This window comes from Sinorhizobium sp. KGO-5 (assembly GCF_036245905.1).
Lineage (GTDB): Bacteria > Pseudomonadota > Alphaproteobacteria > Rhizobiales > Rhizobiaceae > Sinorhizobium > Sinorhizobium meliloti_A.
On sequence record NZ_BDIZ01000001.1, the window covers coordinates 1,255,282 to 1,277,990 of the forward strand.

At 62.1% G+C, this 22,709-nt stretch carries 22 protein-coding genes; 13 read left to right on the forward strand and 9 right to left on the reverse strand.

The window, feature by feature from the left end:
* Positions 1–96: 96 nt before the first annotated feature.
* From BHD07_RS05950 to BHD07_RS05980, 7 genes are all read right to left on the reverse strand, one after another.
* The gene (locus BHD07_RS05950; protein WP_100669279.1) at positions 97–1,140 is read right to left on the reverse strand and encodes a hypothetical protein; all 1,044 of its coding nucleotides are present in this window, start codon (positions 1,138–1,140) and stop codon (positions 97–99) included.
* A gap of 288 nt (positions 1,141–1,428) precedes the next feature.
* Positions 1,429–2,061 carry a PRC-barrel domain-containing protein gene (locus tag BHD07_RS05955; protein WP_100669277.1) on the reverse strand — a complete coding sequence of 211 codons (633 nt, stop codon included), beginning with the start codon at positions 2,059–2,061 and terminating at the stop codon, positions 1,429–1,431.
* A 349-nt stretch (positions 2,062–2,410) separates the two neighbouring features.
* A complete protein-coding gene (locus tag BHD07_RS05960) occupies positions 2,411–4,135 on the reverse strand; it encodes an IlvD/Edd family dehydratase (RefSeq protein ID WP_100669275.1) in 1,725 nt (574 codons plus the stop codon).
* Between the two features lie 89 nt (positions 4,136–4,224).
* Positions 4,225–5,109 (reverse strand): SMP-30/gluconolactonase/LRE family protein, encoded by an 885-nt coding sequence (locus tag BHD07_RS05965; RefSeq protein ID WP_100669273.1) that lies wholly within the window; start codon positions 5,107–5,109, stop codon positions 4,225–4,227.
* Entirely contained in the window at positions 5,106–5,744 is a 639-nt protein-coding gene (locus tag BHD07_RS05970) for a 2-dehydro-3-deoxy-6-phosphogalactonate aldolase (protein WP_100669271.1), read from the reverse strand. Before BHD07_RS05970 ends, BHD07_RS05965 begins: the two co-directional genes overlap by 4 nt.
* Positions 5,745–5,758: 14 nt before the next feature.
* Complete coding sequence (locus BHD07_RS05975; protein WP_100669269.1) at positions 5,759–6,679, reverse strand: 2-dehydro-3-deoxygalactonokinase; 921 nt, start codon at positions 6,677–6,679, stop codon at positions 5,759–5,761.
* Positions 6,676–7,446, reverse strand: a complete 771-nt coding sequence (locus tag BHD07_RS05980; protein WP_100669267.1) for an SDR family NAD(P)-dependent oxidoreductase — start codon at positions 7,444–7,446, stop codon at positions 6,676–6,678. The genes BHD07_RS05975 and BHD07_RS05980 overlap by 4 nt, the downstream gene beginning before the upstream one ends.
* 120 nt (positions 7,447–7,566) lie before the next feature.
* Here BHD07_RS05980 and BHD07_RS05985 point away from each other — a divergent pair, with 120 nt between their 5' ends.
* The 12 genes from BHD07_RS05985 to BHD07_RS06040 all read left to right on the forward strand — a co-directional run bounded on the left by BHD07_RS05985 (position 7,567) and on the right by BHD07_RS06040 (position 19,720).
* A complete protein-coding gene (locus tag BHD07_RS05985; RefSeq protein WP_338279330.1) occupies positions 7,567–8,427 on the forward strand; it encodes an IclR family transcriptional regulator in 861 nt (286 codons plus the stop codon).
* Positions 8,428–8,652: 225 nt separating this feature from the next.
* Positions 8,653–9,393, forward strand: coding sequence for a helix-turn-helix transcriptional regulator (locus BHD07_RS05990; protein ID WP_100669263.1), 741 nt, complete (start codon positions 8,653–8,655; stop codon positions 9,391–9,393).
* 173 nt (positions 9,394–9,566) lie between these two features.
* The gene (gene nurR / locus BHD07_RS05995) at positions 9,567–10,400 is read left to right on the forward strand and encodes a LuxR family transcriptional regulator NurR (RefSeq protein WP_018094375.1); all 834 of its coding nucleotides are present in this window, start codon (positions 9,567–9,569) and stop codon (positions 10,398–10,400) included.
* Positions 10,401–11,022: 622 nt separating this feature from the next.
* On the forward strand, positions 11,023–12,174 hold the full coding sequence (locus BHD07_RS06000; RefSeq protein ID WP_100669261.1) for an Mrp/NBP35 family ATP-binding protein: 1,152 nt from the start codon (positions 11,023–11,025) through the stop codon (positions 12,172–12,174).
* A 320-nt stretch (positions 12,175–12,494) separates the two neighbouring features.
* Positions 12,495–13,475, forward strand: a complete 981-nt coding sequence (locus BHD07_RS06005) for a magnesium transporter CorA family protein (RefSeq protein WP_100669259.1) — start codon at positions 12,495–12,497, stop codon at positions 13,473–13,475.
* A gap of 16 nt (positions 13,476–13,491) precedes the next feature.
* A complete protein-coding gene (locus tag BHD07_RS06010) occupies positions 13,492–15,393 on the forward strand; it encodes a potassium transporter Kup (RefSeq protein WP_033047212.1) in 1,902 nt (633 codons plus the stop codon).
* 205 nt (positions 15,394–15,598) lie between these two features.
* Positions 15,599–16,756, forward strand: a complete 1,158-nt coding sequence (locus BHD07_RS06015) for a cell wall hydrolase (protein ID WP_100669257.1) — start codon at positions 15,599–15,601, stop codon at positions 16,754–16,756.
* Between the two features lie 289 nt (positions 16,757–17,045).
* Positions 17,046–17,408 carry an AtpZ/AtpI family protein gene (locus BHD07_RS06020; protein WP_198516564.1) on the forward strand — a complete coding sequence of 121 codons (363 nt, stop codon included), beginning with the start codon at positions 17,046–17,048 and terminating at the stop codon, positions 17,406–17,408.
* Positions 17,409–17,468: 60 nt separating this feature from the next.
* A complete protein-coding gene (locus BHD07_RS06025) occupies positions 17,469–18,221 on the forward strand; it encodes a F0F1 ATP synthase subunit A (protein ID WP_018094382.1) in 753 nt (250 codons plus the stop codon).
* Between the two features lie 84 nt (positions 18,222–18,305).
* On the forward strand, positions 18,306–18,533 hold the full coding sequence (locus BHD07_RS06030) for a F0F1 ATP synthase subunit C (protein WP_003533642.1): 228 nt from the start codon (positions 18,306–18,308) through the stop codon (positions 18,531–18,533).
* 73 nt (positions 18,534–18,606) lie between these two features.
* Entirely contained in the window at positions 18,607–19,221 is a 615-nt protein-coding gene (locus tag BHD07_RS06035) for a F0F1 ATP synthase subunit B (protein ID WP_338278425.1), read from the forward strand.
* Positions 19,222–19,234: 13 nt separating this feature from the next.
* Entirely contained in the window at positions 19,235–19,720 is a 486-nt protein-coding gene (locus BHD07_RS06040; RefSeq protein WP_018094384.1) for a F0F1 ATP synthase subunit B, read from the forward strand.
* A gap of 238 nt (positions 19,721–19,958) precedes the next feature.
* Here the strand turns inward: BHD07_RS06040 and BHD07_RS06045 are convergent, their stop codons facing one another.
* Positions 19,959–20,609, reverse strand: coding sequence for a ribonuclease HII (locus tag BHD07_RS06045; protein WP_100669251.1), 651 nt, complete (start codon positions 20,607–20,609; stop codon positions 19,959–19,961).
* 187 nt (positions 20,610–20,796) lie between these two features.
* Positions 20,797–21,954, reverse strand: a complete 1,158-nt coding sequence (locus tag BHD07_RS06050; protein WP_100669249.1) for a PA0069 family radical SAM protein — start codon at positions 21,952–21,954, stop codon at positions 20,797–20,799.
* Positions 21,955–22,131: 177 nt separating this feature from the next.
* Here BHD07_RS06050 and BHD07_RS06055 point away from each other — a divergent pair, with 177 nt between their 5' ends.
* Positions 22,132–22,689, forward strand: a complete 558-nt coding sequence (locus BHD07_RS06055; RefSeq protein ID WP_100669247.1) for a glycosyl transferase — start codon at positions 22,132–22,134, stop codon at positions 22,687–22,689.
* Positions 22,690–22,709 lie beyond the last annotated feature (20 nt).

A 22,709-nucleotide genomic window follows, 5' to 3' on the forward strand; every position in this document is an offset into this window, starting at 1 on the left:
GAAAATAATGGAGTAGGCCGCCCAGCGCAACTGAATGCAGGGCGGCCTACTTGGGTAGAGCGGCGCACGCGCCGAAGCGCAGCCGCATTTTTCGTGTCAAAAGTTCAAGGTGAACCTTGCGCCGATTGAGCCCGTAAACTGTGTTGTTTGTTCGATTCGCGCCGGGCCAGGAGAGTACGAATCGGAATCGCTGGCGACGAGTCCAGTCCGTGAACGGGGATTAACGATCTCATACGCATCGTTGCGCACACCAAGTCCGCCGTACAGACTCAACTTGCCGGCCCCCAATGCCAGGAGCGAGACACCGGCACGAATTTCAGCCATGCCGGCCAGATCGTCACGCTCATCCTCGACATTCAACGCCGCGGGTAGGTTCGACGCGGTCTGCACCCCGTCGAACGCGCCATGCGCGTAGAGGACGGCAGCACGCCCCTCGATAAAGCCCTCGATCGAGGGTGTTAGCGCCGTCGTCTTCCGGAGTGCGATCATCGGACCGACCGAGACGGCGTCAACCTCTTCGTCAAGTGTTATGAAGCCGCCGCCGACGCCGCGCACGGACGACCCGAAGTTCAACCGGCTGAGGGCGCCATATGCGCCAAGCGCGATATCGGCGTCCAGCGGACTGAAAGCGAGCTTATGAGCTGCGGCAACAGAGGTGCGACGGAAGTCGGCGTCGGCAGAGATGTTCGCTTCGCTTCCCGCGCCTGCGACAATGAGACCGGGGGAAGGGGTTCCGTCCAGCGGGAGCGTGTCCAGAAAAGGACGTGCGCCCGTCGTCGGCAGTGCCAGCCGAATGTCGTCGTCGTCCCTGGCGATCAGGAAGTCTGCCGCAAGGTAAACGTCTCCCAGCCCGAGGCCGGAACCCCAGTAATCGCCGCCGACCTCAGCGCCAGCGGACGAAATGTCCAAGCCGCTATCCGGCTGAGTGATGAAGAGGAAACTGCCTTGGTCGATGGCAGCTCCGAACCCGTTCGTGACGTTCATGTCAACATAGGCGGCGCCGAGCCAGATATTCATCAACCCGTCTGCGGTCTCAATGGTTTCTGTCTGGGGTTCGGCTGCCAGTGCACTGCCGACAGCTAGCGGTGATGCCGCAATTCCCAGAAAACCTGCCACAGCAAGAAAAGTTCGTGTCCTCATGTCGATCCCTCATCGCGAAAGCCCTCCCGGACCTCTACCTAAAATTGCAGTAATTCACAAGGGATATTTCGCAAGCGATTCTATTTCAGAAGAACATATGAGGGTTAAAGTAATCGAAGTATCGAATATTTCCGTTATATCTCAGTACATCTCCATATATTTCACAAATTATTATTATTTAATACAGACGAAGTAATTGGTGTATGAGGTTTGTACCAATTTGTTCATGAAAAAAGAGCGGCGCCAGTCGGTGCCGCTCCTTCTTTATCATTGTAACGCGTATGCAGCTTACTGCTGTGGGGCAGGTTCCGCAGGCGCCGGTGCCGGGGTCGTACCCGTTGCCGAAGTTGTCGACGTATCGACCGGCTGGTCGGCGTTACGCTCGGCCATTACCTGCGATTTCGTCTTGAACTCCGGCGCGGCCTTCAGGGAGTCGGCCGTTTCGGTGGTCGTCAGCTTGATCTCATCCGAATCGGGCTGGTCGGCAATCGCGATCTTGTCGAACGGAACTGCGACGTTCTTTTCCCCGATGCCGAGGAAGCCGCCAACTCCGACGATGGCAGCAGCGATACCGCCTTCCTTCTCGATGATCAGGTCGTTGATCTCGCCGATGCTTTCATCGCTGGCATTGTAGACGGACTGGCCGATATAGGTATTCGCGGACACTTGGTCTTCCGCTTGCTCCGTCAGGTAGCTGGCGTCACCAGCCGCCATATCGGTCGTCTTGTCTGCCGTATCCGGTGTCTGCGCCTGCTCGTCGGCGGCCGGCGGGGTAGCCGGAGCCGGGGCGGGTTCCATGGTCTGGGTTTCAGGTGCCGTAGCCGGAGGCGTCGTGGTTTGCTGTGCGAAGCTCATCGGGGCAACGGCAACGCCCACGAGAAGCGCGCCAGCGGCAACGGAAGATATAAGTCTCTCTTTCATGTCAGACTGCCTTTCGTTGACGTTGTCGGCTAGAGGGCATTACGTGCGCTTTTCGCCCGCATTCCCTTCCAGCCCTTTGGCATCGATCACGATGTCATCACCGTGATCCAGGCGCAGCCTCAAGTTGGGCCAGGGATGCTGCGCCGATGACACTCAAGCAACGCCCGGCAACGCAAACTGTTCCGGAAAAAGTGAACGCCGAGCTGGCCGGCACGAGGCTTCCATTGGTGTGCGCTCGATGCGGTTGCGCCGCATGCTCGGGTGAACACGCGGCGCAGAAGCTCGCATTCCGGTTGCCTTTCGCAGGGGACGCCTTCATGGCTCCAGGGGTCCGGGGGCGAAGGCTCGATCAGTGACTTTCGCGCAGAACCTCGCTGCCGCTCTTGCCGACGAGGAAATCGAGGTCCGCGCCCCTGTCGGCCTGCAGCACCGTGTCGTGATAGAGTTTGTAGTAGCCGCGGCGCCATTTCTGTTCGGGCGGCTGCCAGGCCGCCATGCGGGCCGCCAGTTCTTCCTCGCTGACGAGCAGGTTCAGCTCGCCTTTCAGGGCGTCGAGGCGGATCCGGTCGCCGGTCCTGACGATCGCCAGGGGCCCGCCGGCATTGGCTTCTGGGCTCACATGAAGAACGACGGTGCCGAAGGCGGTGCCGGACATGCGCGCATCGGAGATGCGCACCATATCGCGCACGCCCTTTTCGACGAGCCGGCGTGGAATCGGCATGTTGCCGACTTCCGCCATGCCGGGATAGCCCTTCGGTCCGCAACCCTTGAGAACGAGGATCGTGTCTTCGGTGACCGGCAGGTCGGGATCGTCGATCTTGGCCCTGAGGTCTTCGATCGTGTCGAAGACATAGGCCGGTCCCTCGTGGGCGAGCAGATGTTCGCTTGCCGCAGACGGCTTGATCACCGCACCGTTGGGCGCAAGATTACCCTTCAGCACGCGAATGCCCGCCGCCGCACGCAACGGGTTGTCTAGCGGGCGGATGACGTCGTCGTTATAGACCTCCGCGCCCTCCCAATACTTGCTGATGGGAACGCCGAAGACCGTCGGTGCGTCGGGATGCAGCAGGTGCTGGATCCGATTCATCACGGCCGGCAGGCCGCCCGCATAGGCGAGATCCTCGATCAGATACTTGCCTGACGGCATGCAGTTGACGATGCAGGGCACCTGACCGCCCACCCGATCGAAATCCTCGAGACAGAGGTCGATACCCGCGCGCCCGGCGATCGCCAGCATGTGGACCACGGCATTGGTCGATCCGCCGACGGCGGCATTGGCGATGATGCCGTTCTCGAAATTCTCCTTTGTCAGGATTTTCGACAGCCTGAGGTCCTCGTGCACCATCTCGACGATGCGCTTGCCGGTCATGTGCGAGAGCGCTATGCGGCGGGCGTCGACCGCGGGCAGGGCGGCGTTCGTCGGAAGCGACAGGCCCATGGCTTCCACGATCGACGCCATCGTCGTCGCCGTGCCCATGGTCATGCAGACGCCCGGCGAGCGCGACATGCCGCTTTCGGCGGCCATGAATTCCTGCAGGCTCATTTCGCCGGCGCGCACCGCCTCCGAAAACTTCCAGACATCCGTGCCCGACCCGATATCCTTGCCCTTCCACTTGCCGTTCAGCATGGGGCCGGAGGAAACGACGATCGTCGGGAGGTCGACCGAGGCCGCTCCCATCAGTTGGCCCGGAGTGGTCTTGTCGCAGCCGCCGAGAAGCACGACGCCGTCGATGCCATAGGCGCGGATAGCCTCTTCGACGTCCATTGCGAGCAGGTTGCGGAAGAGCATGGCGGTCGGACGCATCTGCGTCTCCCCGAGCGACGACACCGGAAATTCGACCGGAAAGCCCCCCGCTTCCCAGACGCCGCGCTTCACGCCTTCGGCGAGGATACGCAGATGGCTGTTGCAGGGCGTGAGCTCCGACCAGGTGTTGCATATGCCGATGATCGGCCGGCCGTCGAACACATGGTCGGGAAACCCCTGATTCTTCATCCAGGACCGATGAATGAAGCCGTCCTTGTGCGTGCCGCCGTACCAGTGACGGCTTCTCAGTTCTTTTTTCTTGTCGCTCATCCGAGCACTCCTTCCACCGCGATTCAGCGCAATGGAGCAATTGTATGATTTTTCGCCGGCGCGACGCCAGTCTTTGTTGTTTGGCGGATTTAAAGTCGGAATGCGGGCTCGAAGCGCCCTTTGACCTCGATCCCGAGGTCGAAGGTTTTCCCGCCCTGCGGGTCGGCTGCCCGCGCGGCGTCGTCCATGCCCTGCCAGGCCGAGGTCAGCAGCAGACGTTCGGCCCTGGCGCCGACGAAAGCCGGGCAGCTCGGCTGCGTCGCCGGCACGGCGTAGCGGGCGACCTTCCGGCCGTCGGGTTTATAGACCTCCACGGCGCTTGCGCCCCACCGGGCGTTCCAGATCAGCCCGTCGGCATCGCAGACGGCGCCGTCGACGCCGCCCGGGCTCGTGCTTTCGTCCGAAAGCAGCACCGGATCGCCGGTCGGGAGCGCCGTCGCCGGATTTATGTCGACGCGCATCAGCTGGTTGACGTCGGTGTCGGTGAAATAGGCGGTAGCCCCGTCCGGGGAAAAGCAGATCGCGTTGGGAATGGTGATGTTGCCATAGAGCCTCGTGACGCGGCTGCCGGCCACATGGTAGATCGCACCCGCATGTTTCTCGGCGTTGCGCCCCATGGTGCCGACCCAAAGCGCGCCGCAGGGATGGACGCGTCCGTCGTTGGAGCGGTTGCCCGGCTTTTCCTCGAGCGTCGCGAAATGGCGTAGCTTCGAGCTTTCGGTGTCGCGCACGAAAAGGCCCTGATCCGAGGCGATCAACTGCCGTAGCGGATCGATCGCCGCAAGCACGCTGCCGAGGAAGGGCAGGGGATGGATCGCCTTCCGTCCGCTTTCGAGATGAAGCTCATGCAACTCGCGGCCCGTTATATTGAACCACCAGGCCGTTCCGGTGTCGGGGTCGAAGGTGGGGCCTTCGCCGAGTTCGCACGCGGCTTCCGAAAGGGTTCGGCCGGAAAAGGGAACGAGATCGGTCACTGCTGGCCTCCATAGACGGCATCATAGGCTGCGAGCGTGGCAATGGCCCGCTGCCGCACTTCCCCGGCGCTCATCCCGGCCTTGTAAAGGCTCGAACCGAGCCCGAAGCTGCGGATCCCGATCGCTGCATAGTCGGCGAAATTGACCTCCGACACGCCGCCGACCGCCGCGATCTCGAGATCGCCCGGCAGCACCGCGCGGATCGCCGCGATGCCGGAGGGGCCGAGCACGCTTGCCGGAAAGAACTTGAGGCCGCTGGCTCCGGCGGCGGCGGCGGCCAATGCCTCCGTCGGCGTGAAAACGCCTGGCATCGTCACCATGTCTTTCGTCGCAGCAAGCCGGATGACTGCCGGCTCTACATTGGGGCTCACCATCAGCCGCCCGCCGACATCGGCGAGGCGTTCCACCTGGGCCGTCGTCAGCACCGTACCGGCGCCGATAAGGCACCCGGCCGGAGCCATTTTGACGGCCGTCTCGATGGAGCGAAACGGGTCCGGCGAATTCAGTGGGATTTCGATCGCCGTGAAGCCTGTTTCGATGAGGGCACCGACCACGCCTTCCGCCTCCTCAGGCTTCAGGCCGCGCAGGATCGCGATCAGCGGGCGTTTCATCGGGGGCAGGGGGATTCTGTCCATGTTCTTTCTTTCTATCACAAAGGCCAAATCGCACGGGCGGCTGCGGAAAGACCGGCCCGCACCGCCTCATCGGCGTCGACGGCCCGGACGTTGAGGCCCTGGCTTTCGAGGGCAGTACGATAAAGCGTGCCGAGCCCACCGGAGCCGACGAGGCATACGCCGTCCACCGTGCCCGAGGCCGCGAGCGCTCCGGCGATCTCCAGGCCTATCAGGGTCCCGGACAATTGCGCTCTCGCGTCGGCGGCGCCGGTGCCGTGCAGAAGCTGCCCGGCGCGAACGGAGAAGAGCAGATTGGTTGCGAGCGCCGGGTTCTCCCTCGTGCGGCTTACTGCATCCGTAAAGGCTGCGCTCCCGGTCGCGAAGGTTTCCGCTTCTGCCACCGCGTGGCTGAGGATGGTGTGGCGCGCGATGGTGTCGAAGAGCTCGCCGGTCATGAAGGTGGAAAAGCCCTCGACCCTGTCGTCGGCAAGACGAACCCATTTGCTGTGCGTCCCGGGCATGCAGACGAGATGGCTGCCGGCGCCGAGATGCCCGGCTGCGCCGAAGAGCTGCGTCTCCTCGCCGCGCATGACGTCCGGATGCCGTTGGTCGCGCTGGGCGAGACCGGGGAGAATGCGGATGTCGCGGTCGACATCGGGAATGGCCGTGGCACGGCCGGCAATCTCGGCGAGTGCTGCGGGCGTTTCGATATACCCGGCCTCCTTCCAGCCCTGACGGGCGCCTGCCATGCCGCAGATGATGATCGGCAGATGCGCAGGCGCGGAGACCGCGGCGAGATGGCCGTCGAGAATCGTGTGAAAGCCGGTCTTTGCGGCCGTCGTCATGCCCTCGGCGCTGCGGCGTTCGGCCAGCACCGCACCGTCCTCGCCGATGATCCACAGGCGGAAGCTGGATGTTCCCCAATCCACTGCGGCATAATAGCCTGCCGTCGTCAAAACACGCCTCCATCGATGATCATGGTCTGTGCGGTCATCGCCGCCGAACTGTCCGACGCCAGAAAGAGGCATGGGCCGACGAGATCGTCGGCGACGAGCATGCGCTTGAGGCACTGCCTTTCCTGCATCCGCGCGATCGATTCTTCCGTGAGCCACAAGCGCCGCTGCCGCTCCGTAACGATCATGCCGGGCAGGATCGCGTTGACGCGGATGTTATCCGGTCCGAGCTTGCCGGCGAGCGATTTGGTGAGGCCTATGATCCCGGCTTTGGCTGCAGAGTAGGCGGGGATTTCCGGCATGTTGAGCATGAAGGCGATCGAGGAGAAATTGATGATCGATCCGCCGCCTTGCTGCTGCATGTGGGGCGCGACCGCCTGGCACATGAAGAAGATATGCCTGAGGTTGACGGAAAGGCTTTCGTCCCAGCTCTGCTCGGTCACCGCTTCGAGCGCCTGCCGGTCGTCGCGCGCGGCGTTGTTGACGAGGACACGGACGGAGCCGAGTTTGGCGGCCGCCTCGTCGGCTGCGGCCCGCACGGCCCCGACATTGCGGAGGTCTGCCTGGATGAAATGCGGCGCCTGCCCGGTCTGGGCCGCGACCTTCTCGCAGAGCGCCAGGCTCGCTTCCGCTGCAATGTCCACGAAGGCGACGTGGGCGCCTTGCCGGGCGAACGCCTGCACCAGTGCGGCTCCTATGCCGGAGCCGCCGCCGGTGACCAGAACTCCGCAATCGCGCAGATCAGGAAACTGGCTGCTCGGCAAGGTCATGGCTTCTCCCTGATACCGCGGCTGCGGGATTGGTTGTTCCAATATTCGGAACTGTGTTTTATTATATGGAATTATCGCGCCAATGCTTTTACCCTGTCAAGATAGCGCAGCGGAAAGCGGATAAGAATGAAGCGGAAGAAAGAAGACGATATGGAAGGTGACCTCGTCGGCACCGGCACGCTTGGCAAGGCAATGGCCGTGCTGGAGGCAGTAGCCATGGCCGACCGCCCTCAGCGCTTCACGGATATATTGCAGACCGTTCGTCAGCCCCGCGGAACCCTGCACCGGCTGCTTGGCCATCTCGTCGAAGAGGGCTTGCTGGTGCAGCGCCGGGACTTGTCCTACGAGCCCGGGCTTCGCCTGTTGAAATTTGCTTATCGCTCCTGGTCGGGGAACCGGTTTCGAGAGATCGCCGCCCCCTATCTCCTGCACCTGCACCAATTGACCGGCGAGACGGTGCATCTGGGCGTGCTGCGGGAGACCGAGATCATCTATGTCGACAAGGTGGAAAGCCGGCAGACCGTGCGTATGAGTTCGCAGATCGGCAAGGCGTCGCCGGCCTATTGTACGGGGATCGGCAAGGCGGCTCTGTCGGTTCTTCCCGCAGGCGAATTGCAGCGGATATCGACCGGAATGGCGTTTCACCCGTTCACGGCGCAAACGCATCGTTCGATAGAATCGCTCCTTGCCGAGATCGAGGAAATCCGGCACTACGGCCATGCCCTCGACCGGGAGGAGCACGAGGCGGAGATCTGCTGCGTGGCCGCCCCGATCAGCGTTCCGGAACACGACCTGGTCGGAGGGATCTCCGTGACCGGTCCCTCCTATCGGGTCAGCCTGCAGCAGCTGACCGCCTGGGCGCAGGACGTGCGCGAGGTGGCGGCAGAGATCGAGGAAGAGGTCCGGATCCGGCTTGGCCCGGGGCGGGAAAAGGGTGCTGCGGCGCCGCGTGTCCTGCCGGACGAGCAAAGGTCGCCGTGACGGTTAAGGATTACAGCATGTTTTCCACGAAAAAGTGCGCGGGACCGCTTTACGGTAAATTAGAAGTTTCGACTGGACGAAAAGGTTCAAGATAAGTAGCTTCAATGCCGGTCTGCTGCCACGGCTGGTTGCATCGGGCGGAATTCTGGTGGAAGCGAAGGCGTGGGTATGACAGCGCGAGCGTCATGCTCCAGCTGGAACGCGGATGTGAGAGGCGGGCGGAAGATGATCGATTTCAGCGTGGATATATCCTCATTGGTCCTCCCTGACGGTCACGCTGTCAGCGGGTCGATCGACAGCGAGGATGATGTGCGGAGCGCGCTCGGCCGGGTGTCGGAAGGTTTCGGTTTTCGAGGCTTCATGGTCCTCGCCATTCCCGAGTCGGGGTCCCACAGCCTCACTGCGCAGGCGCTCATGACGACCTGGCCGATGGATTTCCTCAGGCGTTATGACAGTGCCCGCCTGATCGACGGCAGTCCCGTGATACAGCGGTTGCGGCGCAGCACAATTCCCTTCACCTACGATGCTCATCTGCTGGCGCGCGGGCGTGTGGACGGAAAGGGCGAAGCTGCCATATGCGTTTTCGAACAGGCGAACATGCCGCGCGGGGTGTATCTGCCGGTCCATGATGCCGCGGGTCACCGCGCCGCCATCGCCTTCGGCGGTGACAGGTCCGCCGTGTCCGACGACGAGATGCAGGCTCTGAACCTCTGGGCCGGCCTTCTATACAGCCGGCTGAGCGAAGTCCGAACGCGCGACCGACGCGGCCCGGGCAGCCTTTCCCGGCGCGAGATCGAGTGTTTGCGCTGGGCCGCGGCTGGCAAGACGACGGTGGAGATGGCCCGCATCATGGCACTGTCGGAATATACGGTGAACCACTATCTCAACCGTGCGACGCGCAAGCTCGATTCGGTCAATCGCGTCCAAACTGTCGCCAAGGCGATACGCGCGGGCTTGATCAATTGATCGACGCCGGGCGGGACATGAACAGAGCCCCTTTACTCTCTCATCCCTGTGACAAGCACGGGAAATGGAGGCACGCGAACGCGACGCGGCCGTCTTTCGGCGCGAGCGGCTGAAGGCGGGGTCGGCGTTCATCGGCACGGTCGAAATGCACAGGGTTTTGCGCGTCAGAGGTGATGATCGTCAATCACCTGTTGGCATTGCTCGGCCGCTCGGGCTATTTGATAGTCGATGACTGCGATGGAACCGCACCGATGCAAGAGATGATCACGAGGGGGACGACTGATATCGATCTGCCCCGGGGCGGCGATTTCGCGCCTGAGATAGCAAGGCTCGAGACCCAGTTCGACATTATTCGCTACATGCGGCGGATTACGCCGATTTTCGGCTTCAAGACGTTTCTCATCTGTTCGATCCCTGCAGTCGAGGTAGAGCGGCTCTCCGCCACCACGGTGATCTCGAACATGCCGGCCGAGCTCCTCAACAAATATGACAGCCTTTCGATGCTGCGCTTCAGCACCGGGGTGCGACGGTTGAGAGAGACGACGACGCCGTTTCAGATCAAGCTTGAAGACTGGGAGAGGGAGGGAGGCAAGCCCGACTCTGCCGCGGATTACATCGCCATGTTGCGCGACAACGGCATATTCCAAGCCAATTACTTCCCGGTCCACGATGCCGAAGGTGGCCGCGGCGCGGTCATCCTCATGGGCCCGGAAGCGGAATTACCGATGACGGCGGCGATGGAACTGCAGATGATCGCAATTCACGTCTATAACCGGCTTGCCGAGATCGGCTCTGTCTGGAAGAACACCAACACGGTTCTTTCCGAACGGGAGATCCAGTGCCTGAGCTGGACGGCTGCCGGCAAGACCAGCTCAGAAATCGCCGGTATCCTCGGTCTGTCGGAGCACACGGTGAATCATTACCTCAACCACGTCACGAAGAAGCTCGACGCGGTGAACCGCACGCAGGCGGTCGTGAAGGCGATGAAAAAGGGCTATATCAGCTAGGGCCTGTTGAGAGTCATCCTCTGCCATCATCTCTGTGCTTGTCACAGGAATGAGGGTAGCGCCGCGTCTGCGGCGCGGGAAGCGTTCTTTCAGCCCAAGGACTTGGTCTGGCTGGATTCCTGTGACAAGCACAGGAATGAGGAAATCAAACAAGCCGCAGCGGTTATTCGATCTCAACAGCTTTCGCCGGCAGCCCCATCGGCCGGAGCAATGGCCGGCGCATCTGAGAGCATTTCGTGTCCAAATGGCGCGCCTGCTCAGGAAATGAGCAGCGCAGTCTCTTGCGCATCCGCGATAGTTGAAGAGCAACTCATTGGAAACTCTGGTTTTTTCCGGAAGGCTCCAACTGGCACGCATTGTGCATATTCAGTTCCGTGTCCAGAGGGGACCATAATAAGACAGCGCCCAGGAAGGTCGCGACAAGGGCCGCCGCCGATCGCCCGTGATCCCGGATGTACGGACACGATGATCGGTTGGCGGCCCTCTCATTTTCCCACCTGTCGCATTGGCGAAGTGCCCCGGCTCGACTATCTAATACCCAGTTCCTTAAATCGGGTGCGATTTGGGCTAGCGATAGAGCAGTCGAAAGCGTTGCGCGCCAACGAAAGAGCAAGAGGCCGACATGCCGGATGTCACCCGGGAAATGGTTTTGGAGAAGCTACGGACCGTCCGCGGTCCGGATATGGAAGGAAACATCGTCGACCTCGGCCTTGTGTCCGATGTGTTCATTTCCGACGGCAAGGCCTACTTCTCGATCACCGTGCCGGCGGATCGGGCGAAGGAGCTCGAACCGATGCGGGCGGCCGCCGAACGGGTCGTGCGCGAGATTCCCGGCGTGAAGGCCGCCATGGTGGCATTGACTGCCGACCGCAAGGCCGCTCCGCAGAAGGGCCCGGTGGAGCGGCCCCGGCCGGCCCCGACGGGCCATGCGCCGGCGCAGCGCGCGGGCGGTGCGGCACCAAAGGCGGGCATCCCCGGCGTCGGTGCCATCATCGCCGTCGCCTCCGGCAAGGGCGGAGTCGGCAAGTCCACCACCTCCGTCAATCTGGCGTTGGCGCTTCAGGCAAACGGGCTGAAGGTCGGGCTCCTCGACGCGGATATCTACGGCCCTTCGATGCCGCGGCTTTTGAAGATTTCCGGCCGCCCGCAACAGATCGAGGGGCGGCTTATCCGCCCTATGGAAAACTACGGCCTGAAAGTCATGTCGATGGGCTTCCTCGTGGACGAGGAGGTCGCGATGATCTGGCGCGGCCCGATGATCCAGTCGGCGCTCCTGCAGATGTTGCGCGAGGTGGCGTGGGGGGACCTCGACGTCCTGGTCGTGGACATGCCTCCCGGCACCGGTGACGCACAGCTGACGATGGCTCAGCAGGTGCCGCTCGCAGGCGCCGTCATCGTGTCGACGCCGCAGGACCTGGCGCTCGTGGATGCCCGCAAGGGTCTCGCCATGTTCCGCAAGGTTGAGGTTCCGGTTCTCGGGATCGTCGAAAACATGAGCTATTTCGTGGCGCCCGATACGGGCAGGCGCTACGACATCTTCGGTCATGGCGGCGCGCGCAAGGAAGCCGAGCGCATCGGCGTACCGTTCCTTGGAGAGGTGCCCCTGACCATGGGTATCCGGGAGACCTCCGATGCGGGAACCCCTCTCGTGGCGTCCGAGCCCGATGGCGAGGTCGCGCGCGTCTATCGCGACATCGCGGCGCGGGTCTGGGGAGAGGTCACCGCTGCCCGGCAGGACAAAAGCCGTGCGATGCCGAACATCGTCTTCGAATAGCGCTTCGCCGCGGTCATGCCCAAGCGACATGCCGGGGAATTCAGTGCGGCGCGACCGAGACATCCGACAGGGAAGCACCGGATCCCCGAAGGCCATTGATTTTGCGCCGGGGTTGAGTCATATCCCCTTGGCTCGCATAGGCAAGTCAAAGCGAGCCACTGCCATCGCCGGAGACTTTGGTCACCCGACTGCCGTCATGCGGCGTCGAAACGGCTGAAAGCCTTCATCGGATGAATCTGCTTTGTGGAAAATCGTGTGGCGGCTGATCCTGCGAAATCATCAAGGTTCATCGTCGTCGGCTGCATGAAAAAGGCGGCCGCATGATCACAGGCTATTGTGTCAACGGTGAAGCGGTCGCTCTCTCCACGGCCGAACCGCCGTCGGGCCTGCGTCCCGATCTCGTCTGGATAGACCTTGTCGAGCCAACCAAGGCGGAAGACCTGATGATCGAGGGACTGCTCGGAATTCCCATTCCGACGCGGGACGATCTGAGGGACATCGAACCTTCGAGCAGGCTTTATACCGACGACGGTGCCGTCTTCATGACCGCTTCGCTCGTCTATCGAAGCGACACGGAAATGCCGGGGTTGACGGATGTCGGCTTCATTCTGGCAGGCAAGCGCCTTGTCACCGTCCGCTATGCCGAGCCGAGGGCCTTCGGCCTTTTCAAGGCCGGCATGCATCGTATCCCCGGCGGCTGCCGCAACGGCGCGGTGATTCTGACGCGCCTGCTCGAGACGATTGTGGACAGGACGGCGGAAATTCTCGAGCAGGCTGTCGACAGGATCGACGACCTGGCGCTTCAGGTCTTCGGCGACAAGGCGTCTGGCCGGCGGCACCGGCCACCGCACTTTCTCGAAGCACGCCTGCGCGACGTCGCGGGCCATCACCGGCTTGTTGCGAAAACGCGCGACAGCCTCGCTTCGCTCTCCAGGCTGCTGACCTTCGTCTATACGGTTCCCGACGTTCAAGCAGACAAGGAAAGCCGGGAACTTTGCCGTACGGTATCGCGGGACATCCAGTCGCTCTCGGAACACACGGCTTTCATCTCTGGAAATATCACCTTCCTGCTCGATGCCTCGCTCGGCCTGATCAATGTCGAGCAGAATGCGATCATCAAGATCTTCTCGATCGCTTCGGTCGTTCTGTTGCCGCCGACGCTGGTCGCTTCTGTCTACGGCATGAACTTTCGCATCATGCCTGAGCTTGAATGGCAGTTCGGCTATCCGTGGGCGCTTGCGGCCATGGTACTTTCGGCCGTGATCCCCTTTTTCTTCTTCCGCTGGAAAGGCTGGCTCTAAGGGCCTGTTGAGCAACATGTCTCAATTGTCTGCTCCCGCTACACCTGGGGTGGAGAATATTCGCCGCCTGCTGGTTCTGGCGCTTGGCTCCGTCGGCGTCGTGTATGGCGATATCGGCACCAGCCCTCTCTATGCCTTCCGCGAGGCGTTGCGCCCCGTTGCGCACGACGGTGTGACGGACGTCGAGATCATCGGTCTGATCTCGCTGATGATCTGGGCGCTGACGATCATTGTCACGATAAAATACGTGCTTTTCCTGCTGCGGGCGGACAACCAGGGCGAGGGCGGCACGCTCTCCCTGCTTGCGCTGCTCATGAAGACCGCCAATGGTCACACGGCGATACTGTTCTTCATGGGCATTGCCGGCGCCGCACTCTTCATCGGCGACGCGATGATAACACCGGCACTGTCGGTGCTCTCGGCCGTCGAGGGTTTGAAGTTGGTGACCCCGGCCCTTTCGGACTACGTCGTTCCGATCGCCGTGGTCATCCTCCTGCTCCTCTTCGCCGTTCAGTCCAAGGGTACTGCCGCGGTTTCCAATTTCTTCGGCCCGATAACGCTCATCTGGTTCGTCGTCATGGGCGCGATCGGTTTCGTCCATATTTCCGACGACCTGTCGATCTTCAGAGCCTTCAACCCGTATTATTCCGTCACCTTCCTGTTCAACGAAGGCTATGTCGGTATCGTCGTACTCGGCGCCGTCTTCCTGACGGTCACGGGTGCCGAGGCGCTTTACGCCGATCTCGGCCATTTCGGCAGGCGGCCGATCCAATGGGCCTGGTTCACCGTGGTCTTCCCAGCGCTCACGCTGAACTATCTGGGGCAGGGCGCCTTCGTGCTGAAGAACCCGGAGGCGATGTCCGATCCCTTCTTCCTGATGTTTCCGAAATGGGCGCTGCTGCCCGCCGTCATTCTCGCGACAGCGGCCACCATCATCGCCAGTCAAGCGGTCATAACCGGCGCCTTTTCGCTGACGCGCCAGGCCATCCACCTTGGTTTCCTGCCGCGCATGGCGATCTTCCATACGTCCGAGACCCATACGGGCCAGATTTACCTGCCGAACGTCAACACGCTTTTGATGTTCGGCGTCATGGCGCTCGTCTTCCTCTTCGGCTCCTCCGAGGCGCTCGCAACTGCCTATGGCATCTCCGTCACCGGTGCGATGGTGGTCACCACGGTGCTTTCCTTCGAATTCCTGCGTATGCGGTGGAACTGGCCGAGCTGGTGGGCAGCGGGTGCGCTGCTGCCGCTGTTCGCACTGGAATTCGTCTTCCTGGGCGCCAACATGCTGAAGATCCACGACGGGGGCTACGTGCCGATCCTGATTGCGGCGACCTTCATCGTCATCATGTGGACCTGGAAGCGCGGCACAGCAATCCTGCACGCCAAGACCCGCCATATCGACATTCCGCTGGCAAGCTTCATCAAATCGGTCGAGCGCCAGAGCGAGCACGCGCCGGTGTCGGTGACCGGCACGGCGATATTCCTGACCAGCGATCCGGAATCGACTCCTGCCGCCCTGCTGCACAACATCAAACACAACCACGTTCTGCATCAGCAGAACTTCATTCTGACGATCCGGACGGCAAACACGCCGAAGGTGCCGAGGGAAGAGCGGGTCAGCGCGCGGCGGTTGTCGGAGCGTTTCACTCTGCTGGAAATGAAGTTCGGCTTCATGGAAACGCAGAATGTCTCCCAGGCGCTGGGCCTCTTCAGAAAGTCGGGCCTGAAATTCGACATCATGTCCACCTCTTTCTATCTCGGCCGCCGCAAACTTGTGCCCGACGCCCAGTCCGGCATGCCGCATTGGCAGGACCGTCTGTTCATCGCACTCGCCAATGCTGCGATCGATCCCTCCGATTATTTCCGCCTGCCGACGAACCGGGTGGTCGAACTCGGCTCTCACGTGATCATCTGATCCGTTTCACTGCGTCCGCATTAACCAAACATCAAGGTTAATGCCGCATTTTCAAGGCTCAAGCGAAGCGGTCCCGGCGAGCCGGCCGGCCGCTTCCAAACCCTAGCGTCCTGCATGGAATCTTGTCGCTGGCTCATCGCCGGCTTGCGAGAGCGCGTGCTTGAGAAAGAGTTCCTGGAGCCGACCGGTGCGTAAGAGTTGGAAGTTGCGTGACAAGTTTCGGTTTTCGTTCTCGGCCTGGCGCGCCCCGGCGATCCTAGGCCTTGCCGTATTCCTGGGCTTTCCCTCGGCGGTCGCCTATTCGGACATTGCGACGTTTCTGTCCGGCATCAACCGCGGCGGCGAGCGTTGGCGCACCTATCTCACTCCTTCGCCGGCCGGCTCTCTCCACGAAGTCGAGATGGTCTTCACGGACCCGATCACCACCGGTGCGCTCGACGGCGGCGCCGGCATGACCCTGCCGGAAGGCGGCCGCGTGGCGCTGACCGCCGAATCGAAACACCAGGGGACGCCGGACGAGGATCGCGTGACGCGGAAGCTGAAGAAGGGGCGAATCGTCGCGGTAACGCCGGTGACCCCGCCCAAGGACTTCAGCGCCGGATCCATCCTTCAGCGCACGAGCTCGCTTATCGGCCCGGCCCTCGACGGCCCCGAGAAGATGGTCTTCGCCAAGCCGAAGATCAAAGGCAAGGAGATCGAGATCGCCACGGTCTTTTACCGCAAGACGCCGCCGAAGCCGGAACCGGGCCTCTCGCCGATGCTGGCCAAGCTCGTCACCAACGACAAGCCCGACATTCTTGCGACTGCCTATGTCCGGCCCGAGCCGGACTATGCGCGTGAATCACCCTTCGATTCGATCCTGCGGAACGACGAAAATGCAGGGCGCTTCATTCCGGATATCGCGCCCGACGATCATGCCTGGGCGGCAACGCCGCTGCCGCCAACCGTCTTCAGCAAGGAAGAGCAGACCTGTCTGGCCGAGGGAATCTATTTCGAGGCACGCAGCGAATCCGTCAAGGGTCAGGCCGCGGTGGCGCAGGTCATTCTCAATCGCGTCCGCAATCCGACCTACCCGAAGACGATCTGCGGCGTCGTCTACCAGAACAAGGCCTGGCGCAACCGCTGCCAGTTCTCTTTCGCCTGCGACATGATCCGCGACCTGATCTATTCGCGATCGCACTGGAAGACGGCCAAGGAAGTCGCGCTGGCGGTTACCTCCGGAAGGATATGGCTGTCGGAAGTCGGCTCGGCGACCCATTATCACGCCACCTATGTGAATCCCGCCTGGGCGAAGACGATGAAGCGGGTCGGCAAGATCGGACTGCACATCTTCTACAGAACCTATGGCGGCGGCTGGAGCTGACGGCGTGGCCGCCTCCGCGCCCCTGCCAGCCGCCGGAGCCGCGGGCGTGACCCCGTCGTTGGCGGCGATTCCCTCTGCACCTTTGTCGCAGCTTGCCGGATTTATCATTAAGTCGTTGAATTAACACAATAATATTGTCCACGTCGAAGGTGCCTCCATGCCTTGACTATGCGGGTGCCTAAAACTATGTTGCGCGCGACTTCAAATGGGGCCGAAGCGTGGCTTGAACAGCGGCCGTTTGTATGACCGAGATCGCGTTCGACCGCGTGGGGGTGCAAAGGGGAGCCATGTGACGGAGAAGCCGGAAGAAAGTCTGGAAGCGCGGCTCAAGCGTCTCGGCGACGACATCAAGTCCAAGAAGCGGGCGGATGTCTCGGAAGGGGCGGATGGGCGCGCCGATGAAAGCCGCAAGGGGTACGCGGCGGCGATGAAGCTTTCGAGCGAATTCATCGCCGGCATCTTGGTCGGGGCGTTTCTGGGCTATCTTTTGGACCACTTTGCGGGTACAGGGCCGTGGGGCTTGATCGTCCTCCTGCTACTCGGCTTCTGTGCCGGCGTGTTGAACGTGCTGCGTTCCGCCGGTCTGGTGGCGAAGCCCGACGAGCGGAAGGGCGAGCCGGGCACGGACAAAGAGGATGGCGGCGGCGTCTGATACGTCGCCGGGAAGAACAGGATTTCCGCTCGCGGGCGGGCAAAACGAAAGAGAAGCGCGGTGTCAAACGATCCGACCCACCAGTTCCTGGTCAACAAGATTGTCCCGATCGAGATTGGCGGAATTGACTTTTCCTTCACCAATGCGTCGCTGTTCATGGTCGCGACCGTGGGTGCGGCCGCGGGCTTCCTCTATCTGACGACGTCGCAGCGTGGGCTGATCCCGACGCGCATGCAGTCGGTTTCGGAAATGTCCTACGAATTCATCGCCTCGATGCTTCGCGAGGGCGCCGGCAGTCACGGGATGAAATTCTTCCCGATGGTCTTCTCGCTGTTCATGTTCATCCTGACGGCGAACCTGCTCGGCATGGTCCCCTATTTCTTCACCGTCACCAGCCAGATCATCGTCACCTTCGCGCTTGCGGTCTTCGTGATCGGCACCGTCCTTCTCTACGGCTTCTACAAGCACGGCTTCGGCTTCCTCAAGCTGTTCGTGCCGCAAGGCGTGCCGGGCGCGCTTCTGCCGCTTGTCGTCTCGATCGAAATCATTTCGTTCCTTTCCCGTCCGATCAGCCTCTCGGTCCGTCTTTTCGCCAACATGCTGGCGGGCCACATCACGCTGAAGGTCTTCGCAGGCTTCGTCGCATCGCTCAGCGCTTTTGGAGCGCTCGGCATCGGCGGCGCGATCCTGCCGCTCATCATGACCGTCGCCCTCACCGGTCTTGAATTCCTTGTCGCCTTCCTCCAGGCCTATGTCTTTGCGGTGCTGACCTGCATGTACCTCAACGATGCGGTCCACCCCGGAGGCCACTAAGGAATAAACAGTCGCTGGTTTCCGGTCGGCTTGCCGCCGGAAGCGCAAATCCTAAGCCGCAACACCATTTCGAAGGAGTCAATCATGGAAGCGGAAGCAGCAAAGTACATCGGTGCAGGTCTTGCATGCCTTGGTATGGCCGGCACGGCTCTCGGCCTCGGCAACATCTTCGGCAGCTACCTGTCCGGCGCTCTGCGCAATCCGTCGGCAGCTGACGGCCAGTTCGGCCGCCTCGTATTCGGCTTCGCCGTTACGGAAGCTCTGGGCATCTTCTCGCTGCTCATTGCACTCCTCCTCCTCTTCGCCGTCTGATATCGGCAGAAGTTTTGGCCGCGGCCCGTCGGGCCGCGGCCGCGCATATTCTTGAGTGCACCTGGAGGTGAGCATGTTTGTGACCGAGGCATACGCCCAGTCATCCACCACCGAAGGCGCCGAAGCACACGATGCCGCTGCGGCCGGTGAGGTGCACACCGAAACGGGTGTGGCCCACGAAGGCGAGCATGGCTCCGGCGTGTTCCCGCCCTTCGATTCGACCCATTTCGCTTCGCAGCTTCTTTGGCTCGCGATTACGTTCGGGCTTTTCTATCTCCTGATGTCGAAAGTCATCATCCCCCGGATCGGCGGTATCCTCGAGACGCGCCATGACCGGATCGCTCAGGACCTCGACGAGGCATCTCGTCTGAAGGGCGAGGCCGATGCGGCCATCGCCGCCTACGAGCAGGAACTGGCAGGCGCAAGGGCAAAAGGCCATTCGATTGCGGACACCGCACGCGAAGCTGCCAAGACGAAGGCCAAGGCCGATCGCGACGGTGTCGAAGCCGAGCTCGCGAAGAAGATTGCCGCCGCAGAGGCGCGCATCGGCGACATCAAGTCAAAAGCGCTTGCCGATGTCGGCGCCATCGCCGAGGAAACTGCAGCGGCCGTGGTCAAGCAATTGATTGGCGGAACCGTCACCAAGTCCGAGATCGCTGCGGCGTTCAAGGCTTCGGCCGGCAACTGAGGATAAGAGAACAATGGCTCTTGATGCGACTTTCTATGCCCTCGTAGGCCTTATTCTCTTCTTTGCCCTCATCGCCTATCTCAAGGTTCCGGGCATGGTCGGCAAGGCACTCGACGCCCGCGCCGACAAGATCAGCAACGAACTGGCGGAAGCGAAGCGTCTGCGCGAGGAAGCGCAGAGCCTCGTTGCCGAATATCAGCGCAAGCGCAAGGATGCCGAGGCGGAAGCCGCGAGCATCGTCGCCGCTGCCCAGCGCGAAGCAGAGATGCTGACGGCGGAAGCAAGGCAGAAGACCGAAGAATATGTCGCGCGCCGCACCGCACTTTCCGAACAGAAGATCAAGCAGGCCGAAAGCGATGCGATCAATGCGGTTCGTGCTGCTGCCGTAGACCTGGCAATCAGCGCAGCCGAGAAAGTGATCGCGAGCAAGGCCGACGCAGGCGCTCAGGAGTCGCTCTTCAAGAAGGCGCTCGGCGAGGTCAAGTCACGCTTGAACTGAGCGTCGGTTCGACCGAGATTCAAGGGCCCCGCTTCGGCGGGGTTTTTTCGTTGCGCGCATGGGAGGTTGTCTCCGACATCCCCCGGTCGGGTTCAGCGGTTGTGATCGTGTCGACCAAGCCCTTGCCGGGAGGGACGCTCATGCCTACAGCCTGGATCAGGGCGGCGGAGCCGCTTTGCGCGGCGCGGAAGAAAGCTTCCGGTTTACGCCCCCGATCAAGGGCCAGGGCCGACGTCGACTACAATTGTCGGAACGGGCGGAAGCTCATGCGGTGCAGGGAGCAGGGGCCATGGCTTTCGATCGCGGTGCGATGCTTCACCGTCGCATAGCCCGCGTGATGGGCAAAGCCGTAGAGGGGAAAGGTTGCATCGGCCCGGGCCATCATCCGGTCGCGGGTGACTTTGGCGACGATCGATGCGGCGGCGATCGACACCGAGCGGCTGTCGCCTTTGACGATGGCCTTGGCGTGACAGGTAAGCCCGGGAGGGACGTCGCGGCCGTCGACGAGAACGATGCGAGCCGCCACCTCCAGGCCATGAACGGCGCGGCGCATCGCATCGAGGCTGGCTTTCAGTATGTCGGTCGTATCGATGCGGGCCGACGAGGACGAGGCGATCGAGACCGTCGCCGTCGCCAGAATCTCCTCGAACAATGCCTCGCGCTGCTCCGCGCTCAAGAGCTTGCTATCGTTGAGGCCCGCCGGGATCGCCTCCGGATTGAGGATGACAGCCGCAGCGACGACAGGGCCCGCGAGCGGACCACGCCCGGCCTCGTCGGCGCCCGCCACCGGCCAGAGACCGTCGCGCTGCGCCGCGCGTTCGAACGCGAAATCCGGAACGGCCGGCGGAAGAGGGAAAAGAGGGGAATCGGGCTGTTTGCTGCGTGTCATGCGGGCGACATTGGCATACTCGCCCGATTCCCTTCAAGCCCCCGGCTCGGTTTGCGGCGGTTGCCGGGGAAGACCAGCACCGCCCCCGAGGCAAAGGGCGGACACTGGAAGTTTTAAGGCACATCGGCGGTCGAGATCGTGACGTTTTTTCAATCTCCGGTGCGATGGCCTGTCGAAAAGGTCTGCATCAAAGCAGCGACAGTTGAACCCCCATCCCGAGCGGCGGCACGAAGAGATCGCTGCGCAATTGCCGGCGCGTCAGATTGAGACCGAGCCGCTTGGCGGCAAGCTCGAACCGACGGCCGATCTGCCAGGCATAAGGTCCGCTGCCCTTCATTCGTTTACCGAACTCGGCATCGTAATCCTTGCCGCCGCGCATGGAACGGATGAGCGACATGACATGCCGGTAGCGGTCCGGATAGTTTCTGAGAAGCCAATCACGGAACAGGGGGCTCACCTCCAGCGGAAGCCGGAGGAGGACGTAGCTCGCATCCGACGCGCCGGCCGTCTTCGCCGAATCGAGCACGCGCTCGATCTCGTGGTCGTTCAGCGCCGGAATGATCGGCGCGACCAGAACGCCAGCGGGAATGCCGGCCTCGGAAATTGCGCGTAGCGCCTCCAGCCGCTTGGTGGGCGTCGACGCCCGCGGCTCCATGCTGCGCGCCAGTTTCCGGTCGAGCGTGGTCACCGAAATCCCGACCCGGGCAAGCCCCTTTTCCGCCATCGGCGCCAGCAGGTCGATGTCGCGCGTCACCATGGCCGATTTGGTAACGATCATGACCGGATGATTGGCGTCCTTGAGCACCTCCAGGATCTGGCGCATGATCCGCCATTCCTTTTCTATCGGCTGATAGGGATCGGTATTTGTGCCGATCGCGATCGGACGGAGCTTATAGTCCGGCTTCGCCAGCTCGCGCTCGAGAAGACGTGGCGCGTCCGGCTTGGCGAAGAGCTTGGCTTCGAAATCGAGCCCTGCCGAGAGCCCCATATAGGCGTGCGTAGGCCGCGCGAAGCAGTAGATGCAGCCGTGCTCGCAGCCACGATAGGGATTGATCGATCGGTCGAAAGATATATCGGGAGAATCGTTGCGCGTGATCGCGGTCTTCGGCTTTTCTATCTGGACCTCGGTCTTGAACGGCGGCAGCTCCTCGAGCGTTTGCCAACCGTCATCGAAGACTTCGCGCGTCATCGGCTCGAAGCGTCCGGAGATGTTGAGGGCGGCACCGCGGCCGCGCCGACGATCGACGTCGATTCTGATGCCGGTTCCGGCGACGAGGGCTTCCGCCACATCCGCGCTGTTGCCTGGCGCATAGACGCCCTGCTTGAGTTGAGACAGATCGTTCATCGAAATCTCCCGGAACCATGTTCGGTTCGCTTGGTGCTGATTATTTTCCTAGCGTAGAAGAGGGAACAAATCAAGAACAAATATTCAGCACAGGTCCGGGGAAGGTCCGTCATCATCCCGCACCCTGTGCGGAACGGCGCTTGTAGCAATCTGCGCTGCGATGCGGTAGGAACGCCTATGCTGACGGTCATCATGGAAACGAAGGACAACGAAGCGGAGCTCGCACAGACGCTCTCGGCGCTCGTTGCCGGTGCGGTGGAAGGGCTCGTCAGCGATGTCATAATCCTGGACCACGGATCGACCGACGGCTCTCCCAGGATCGCGGATGCGGCTGGCTGCCGCTTCTGCCTCGACTGGGATCTCGGCGATGTCCTTCGTTCGGCCCGCGGCGAGTGGCTGATGCTGCTGGAGCCTGGTGCCCGCCCCATCGGTCGCTGGGTGGATGAATTGGCCGAATACGTCTCTTTGAACAGGAGCCCGGCGCAGTTTTCTCCCTCGCGAATGCATAAGCGCCCGCTTCTCAAGCGCCTGGCACACAGGTCGCCGCCGCTGGAGTCCGGATTTCTGATGCCGAAGGGTGATGCAGTCGCGGCTGCGCGCGGCAACATGCCGCTCAGCGGCCTTACGAGCGGACGAGCTGCCCGCAAACTTGCGACCGAGCTCGTCCCAGCCTGGGTCGCAATGGAGAACCGGTCGACCGGTGAACGGCATCGGACGCCTGATTCCAAGATGTGAGCTTGCGATAGGTTGTCCAT

What these genes read in the sequence shown, in the direction of transcription:
- BHD07_RS05950 (WP_100669279.1), bottom strand. Translation starts at nt 1,140, where the DNA reads ATGAGGACACGAACTTTTCTTGCTGTGGCAGGTTTTCTGGGAATTGCG.
- BHD07_RS05955 (WP_100669277.1), bottom strand. Translation starts at nt 2,061, where the DNA reads ATGAAAGAGAGACTTATATCTTCCGTTGCCGCTGGCGCGCTTCTCGTG.
- BHD07_RS05960 (WP_100669275.1), bottom strand. Translation starts at nt 4,135, where the DNA reads ATGAGCGACAAGAAAAAAGAACTGAGAAGCCGTCACTGGTACGGCGGC.
- BHD07_RS05970 (WP_100669271.1), bottom strand. Translation starts at nt 5,744, where the DNA reads ATGGACAGAATCCCCCTGCCCCCGATGAAACGCCCGCTGATCGCGATC.
- BHD07_RS05980 (WP_100669267.1), bottom strand. Translation starts at nt 7,446, where the DNA reads ATGACCTTGCCGAGCAGCCAGTTTCCTGATCTGCGCGATTGCGGAGTT.
- BHD07_RS05990 (WP_100669263.1), top strand. Translation starts at nt 8,653, where the DNA reads ATGATCGATTTCAGCGTGGATATATCCTCATTGGTCCTCCCTGACGGT.
- nurR (WP_018094375.1), top strand. Translation starts at nt 9,567, where the DNA reads ATGATCGTCAATCACCTGTTGGCATTGCTCGGCCGCTCGGGCTATTTG.
- BHD07_RS06000 (WP_100669261.1), top strand. Translation starts at nt 11,023, where the DNA reads ATGCCGGATGTCACCCGGGAAATGGTTTTGGAGAAGCTACGGACCGTC.
- BHD07_RS06005 (WP_100669259.1), top strand. Translation starts at nt 12,495, where the DNA reads ATGATCACAGGCTATTGTGTCAACGGTGAAGCGGTCGCTCTCTCCACG.
- BHD07_RS06010 (WP_033047212.1), top strand. Translation starts at nt 13,492, where the DNA reads ATGTCTCAATTGTCTGCTCCCGCTACACCTGGGGTGGAGAATATTCGC.
- BHD07_RS06030 (WP_003533642.1), top strand. Translation starts at nt 18,306, where the DNA reads ATGGAAGCGGAAGCAGCAAAGTACATCGGTGCAGGTCTTGCATGCCTT.
- BHD07_RS06035 (WP_338278425.1), top strand. Translation starts at nt 18,607, where the DNA reads ATGTTTGTGACCGAGGCATACGCCCAGTCATCCACCACCGAAGGCGCC.
- BHD07_RS06040 (WP_018094384.1), top strand. Translation starts at nt 19,235, where the DNA reads ATGGCTCTTGATGCGACTTTCTATGCCCTCGTAGGCCTTATTCTCTTC.
- BHD07_RS06045 (WP_100669251.1), bottom strand. Translation starts at nt 20,609, where the DNA reads ATGACACGCAGCAAACAGCCCGATTCCCCTCTTTTCCCTCTTCCGCCG.
- BHD07_RS06050 (WP_100669249.1), bottom strand. Translation starts at nt 21,954, where the DNA reads ATGAACGATCTGTCTCAACTCAAGCAGGGCGTCTATGCGCCAGGCAAC.
- BHD07_RS06055 (WP_100669247.1), top strand. Translation starts at nt 22,132, where the DNA reads ATGCTGACGGTCATCATGGAAACGAAGGACAACGAAGCGGAGCTCGCA.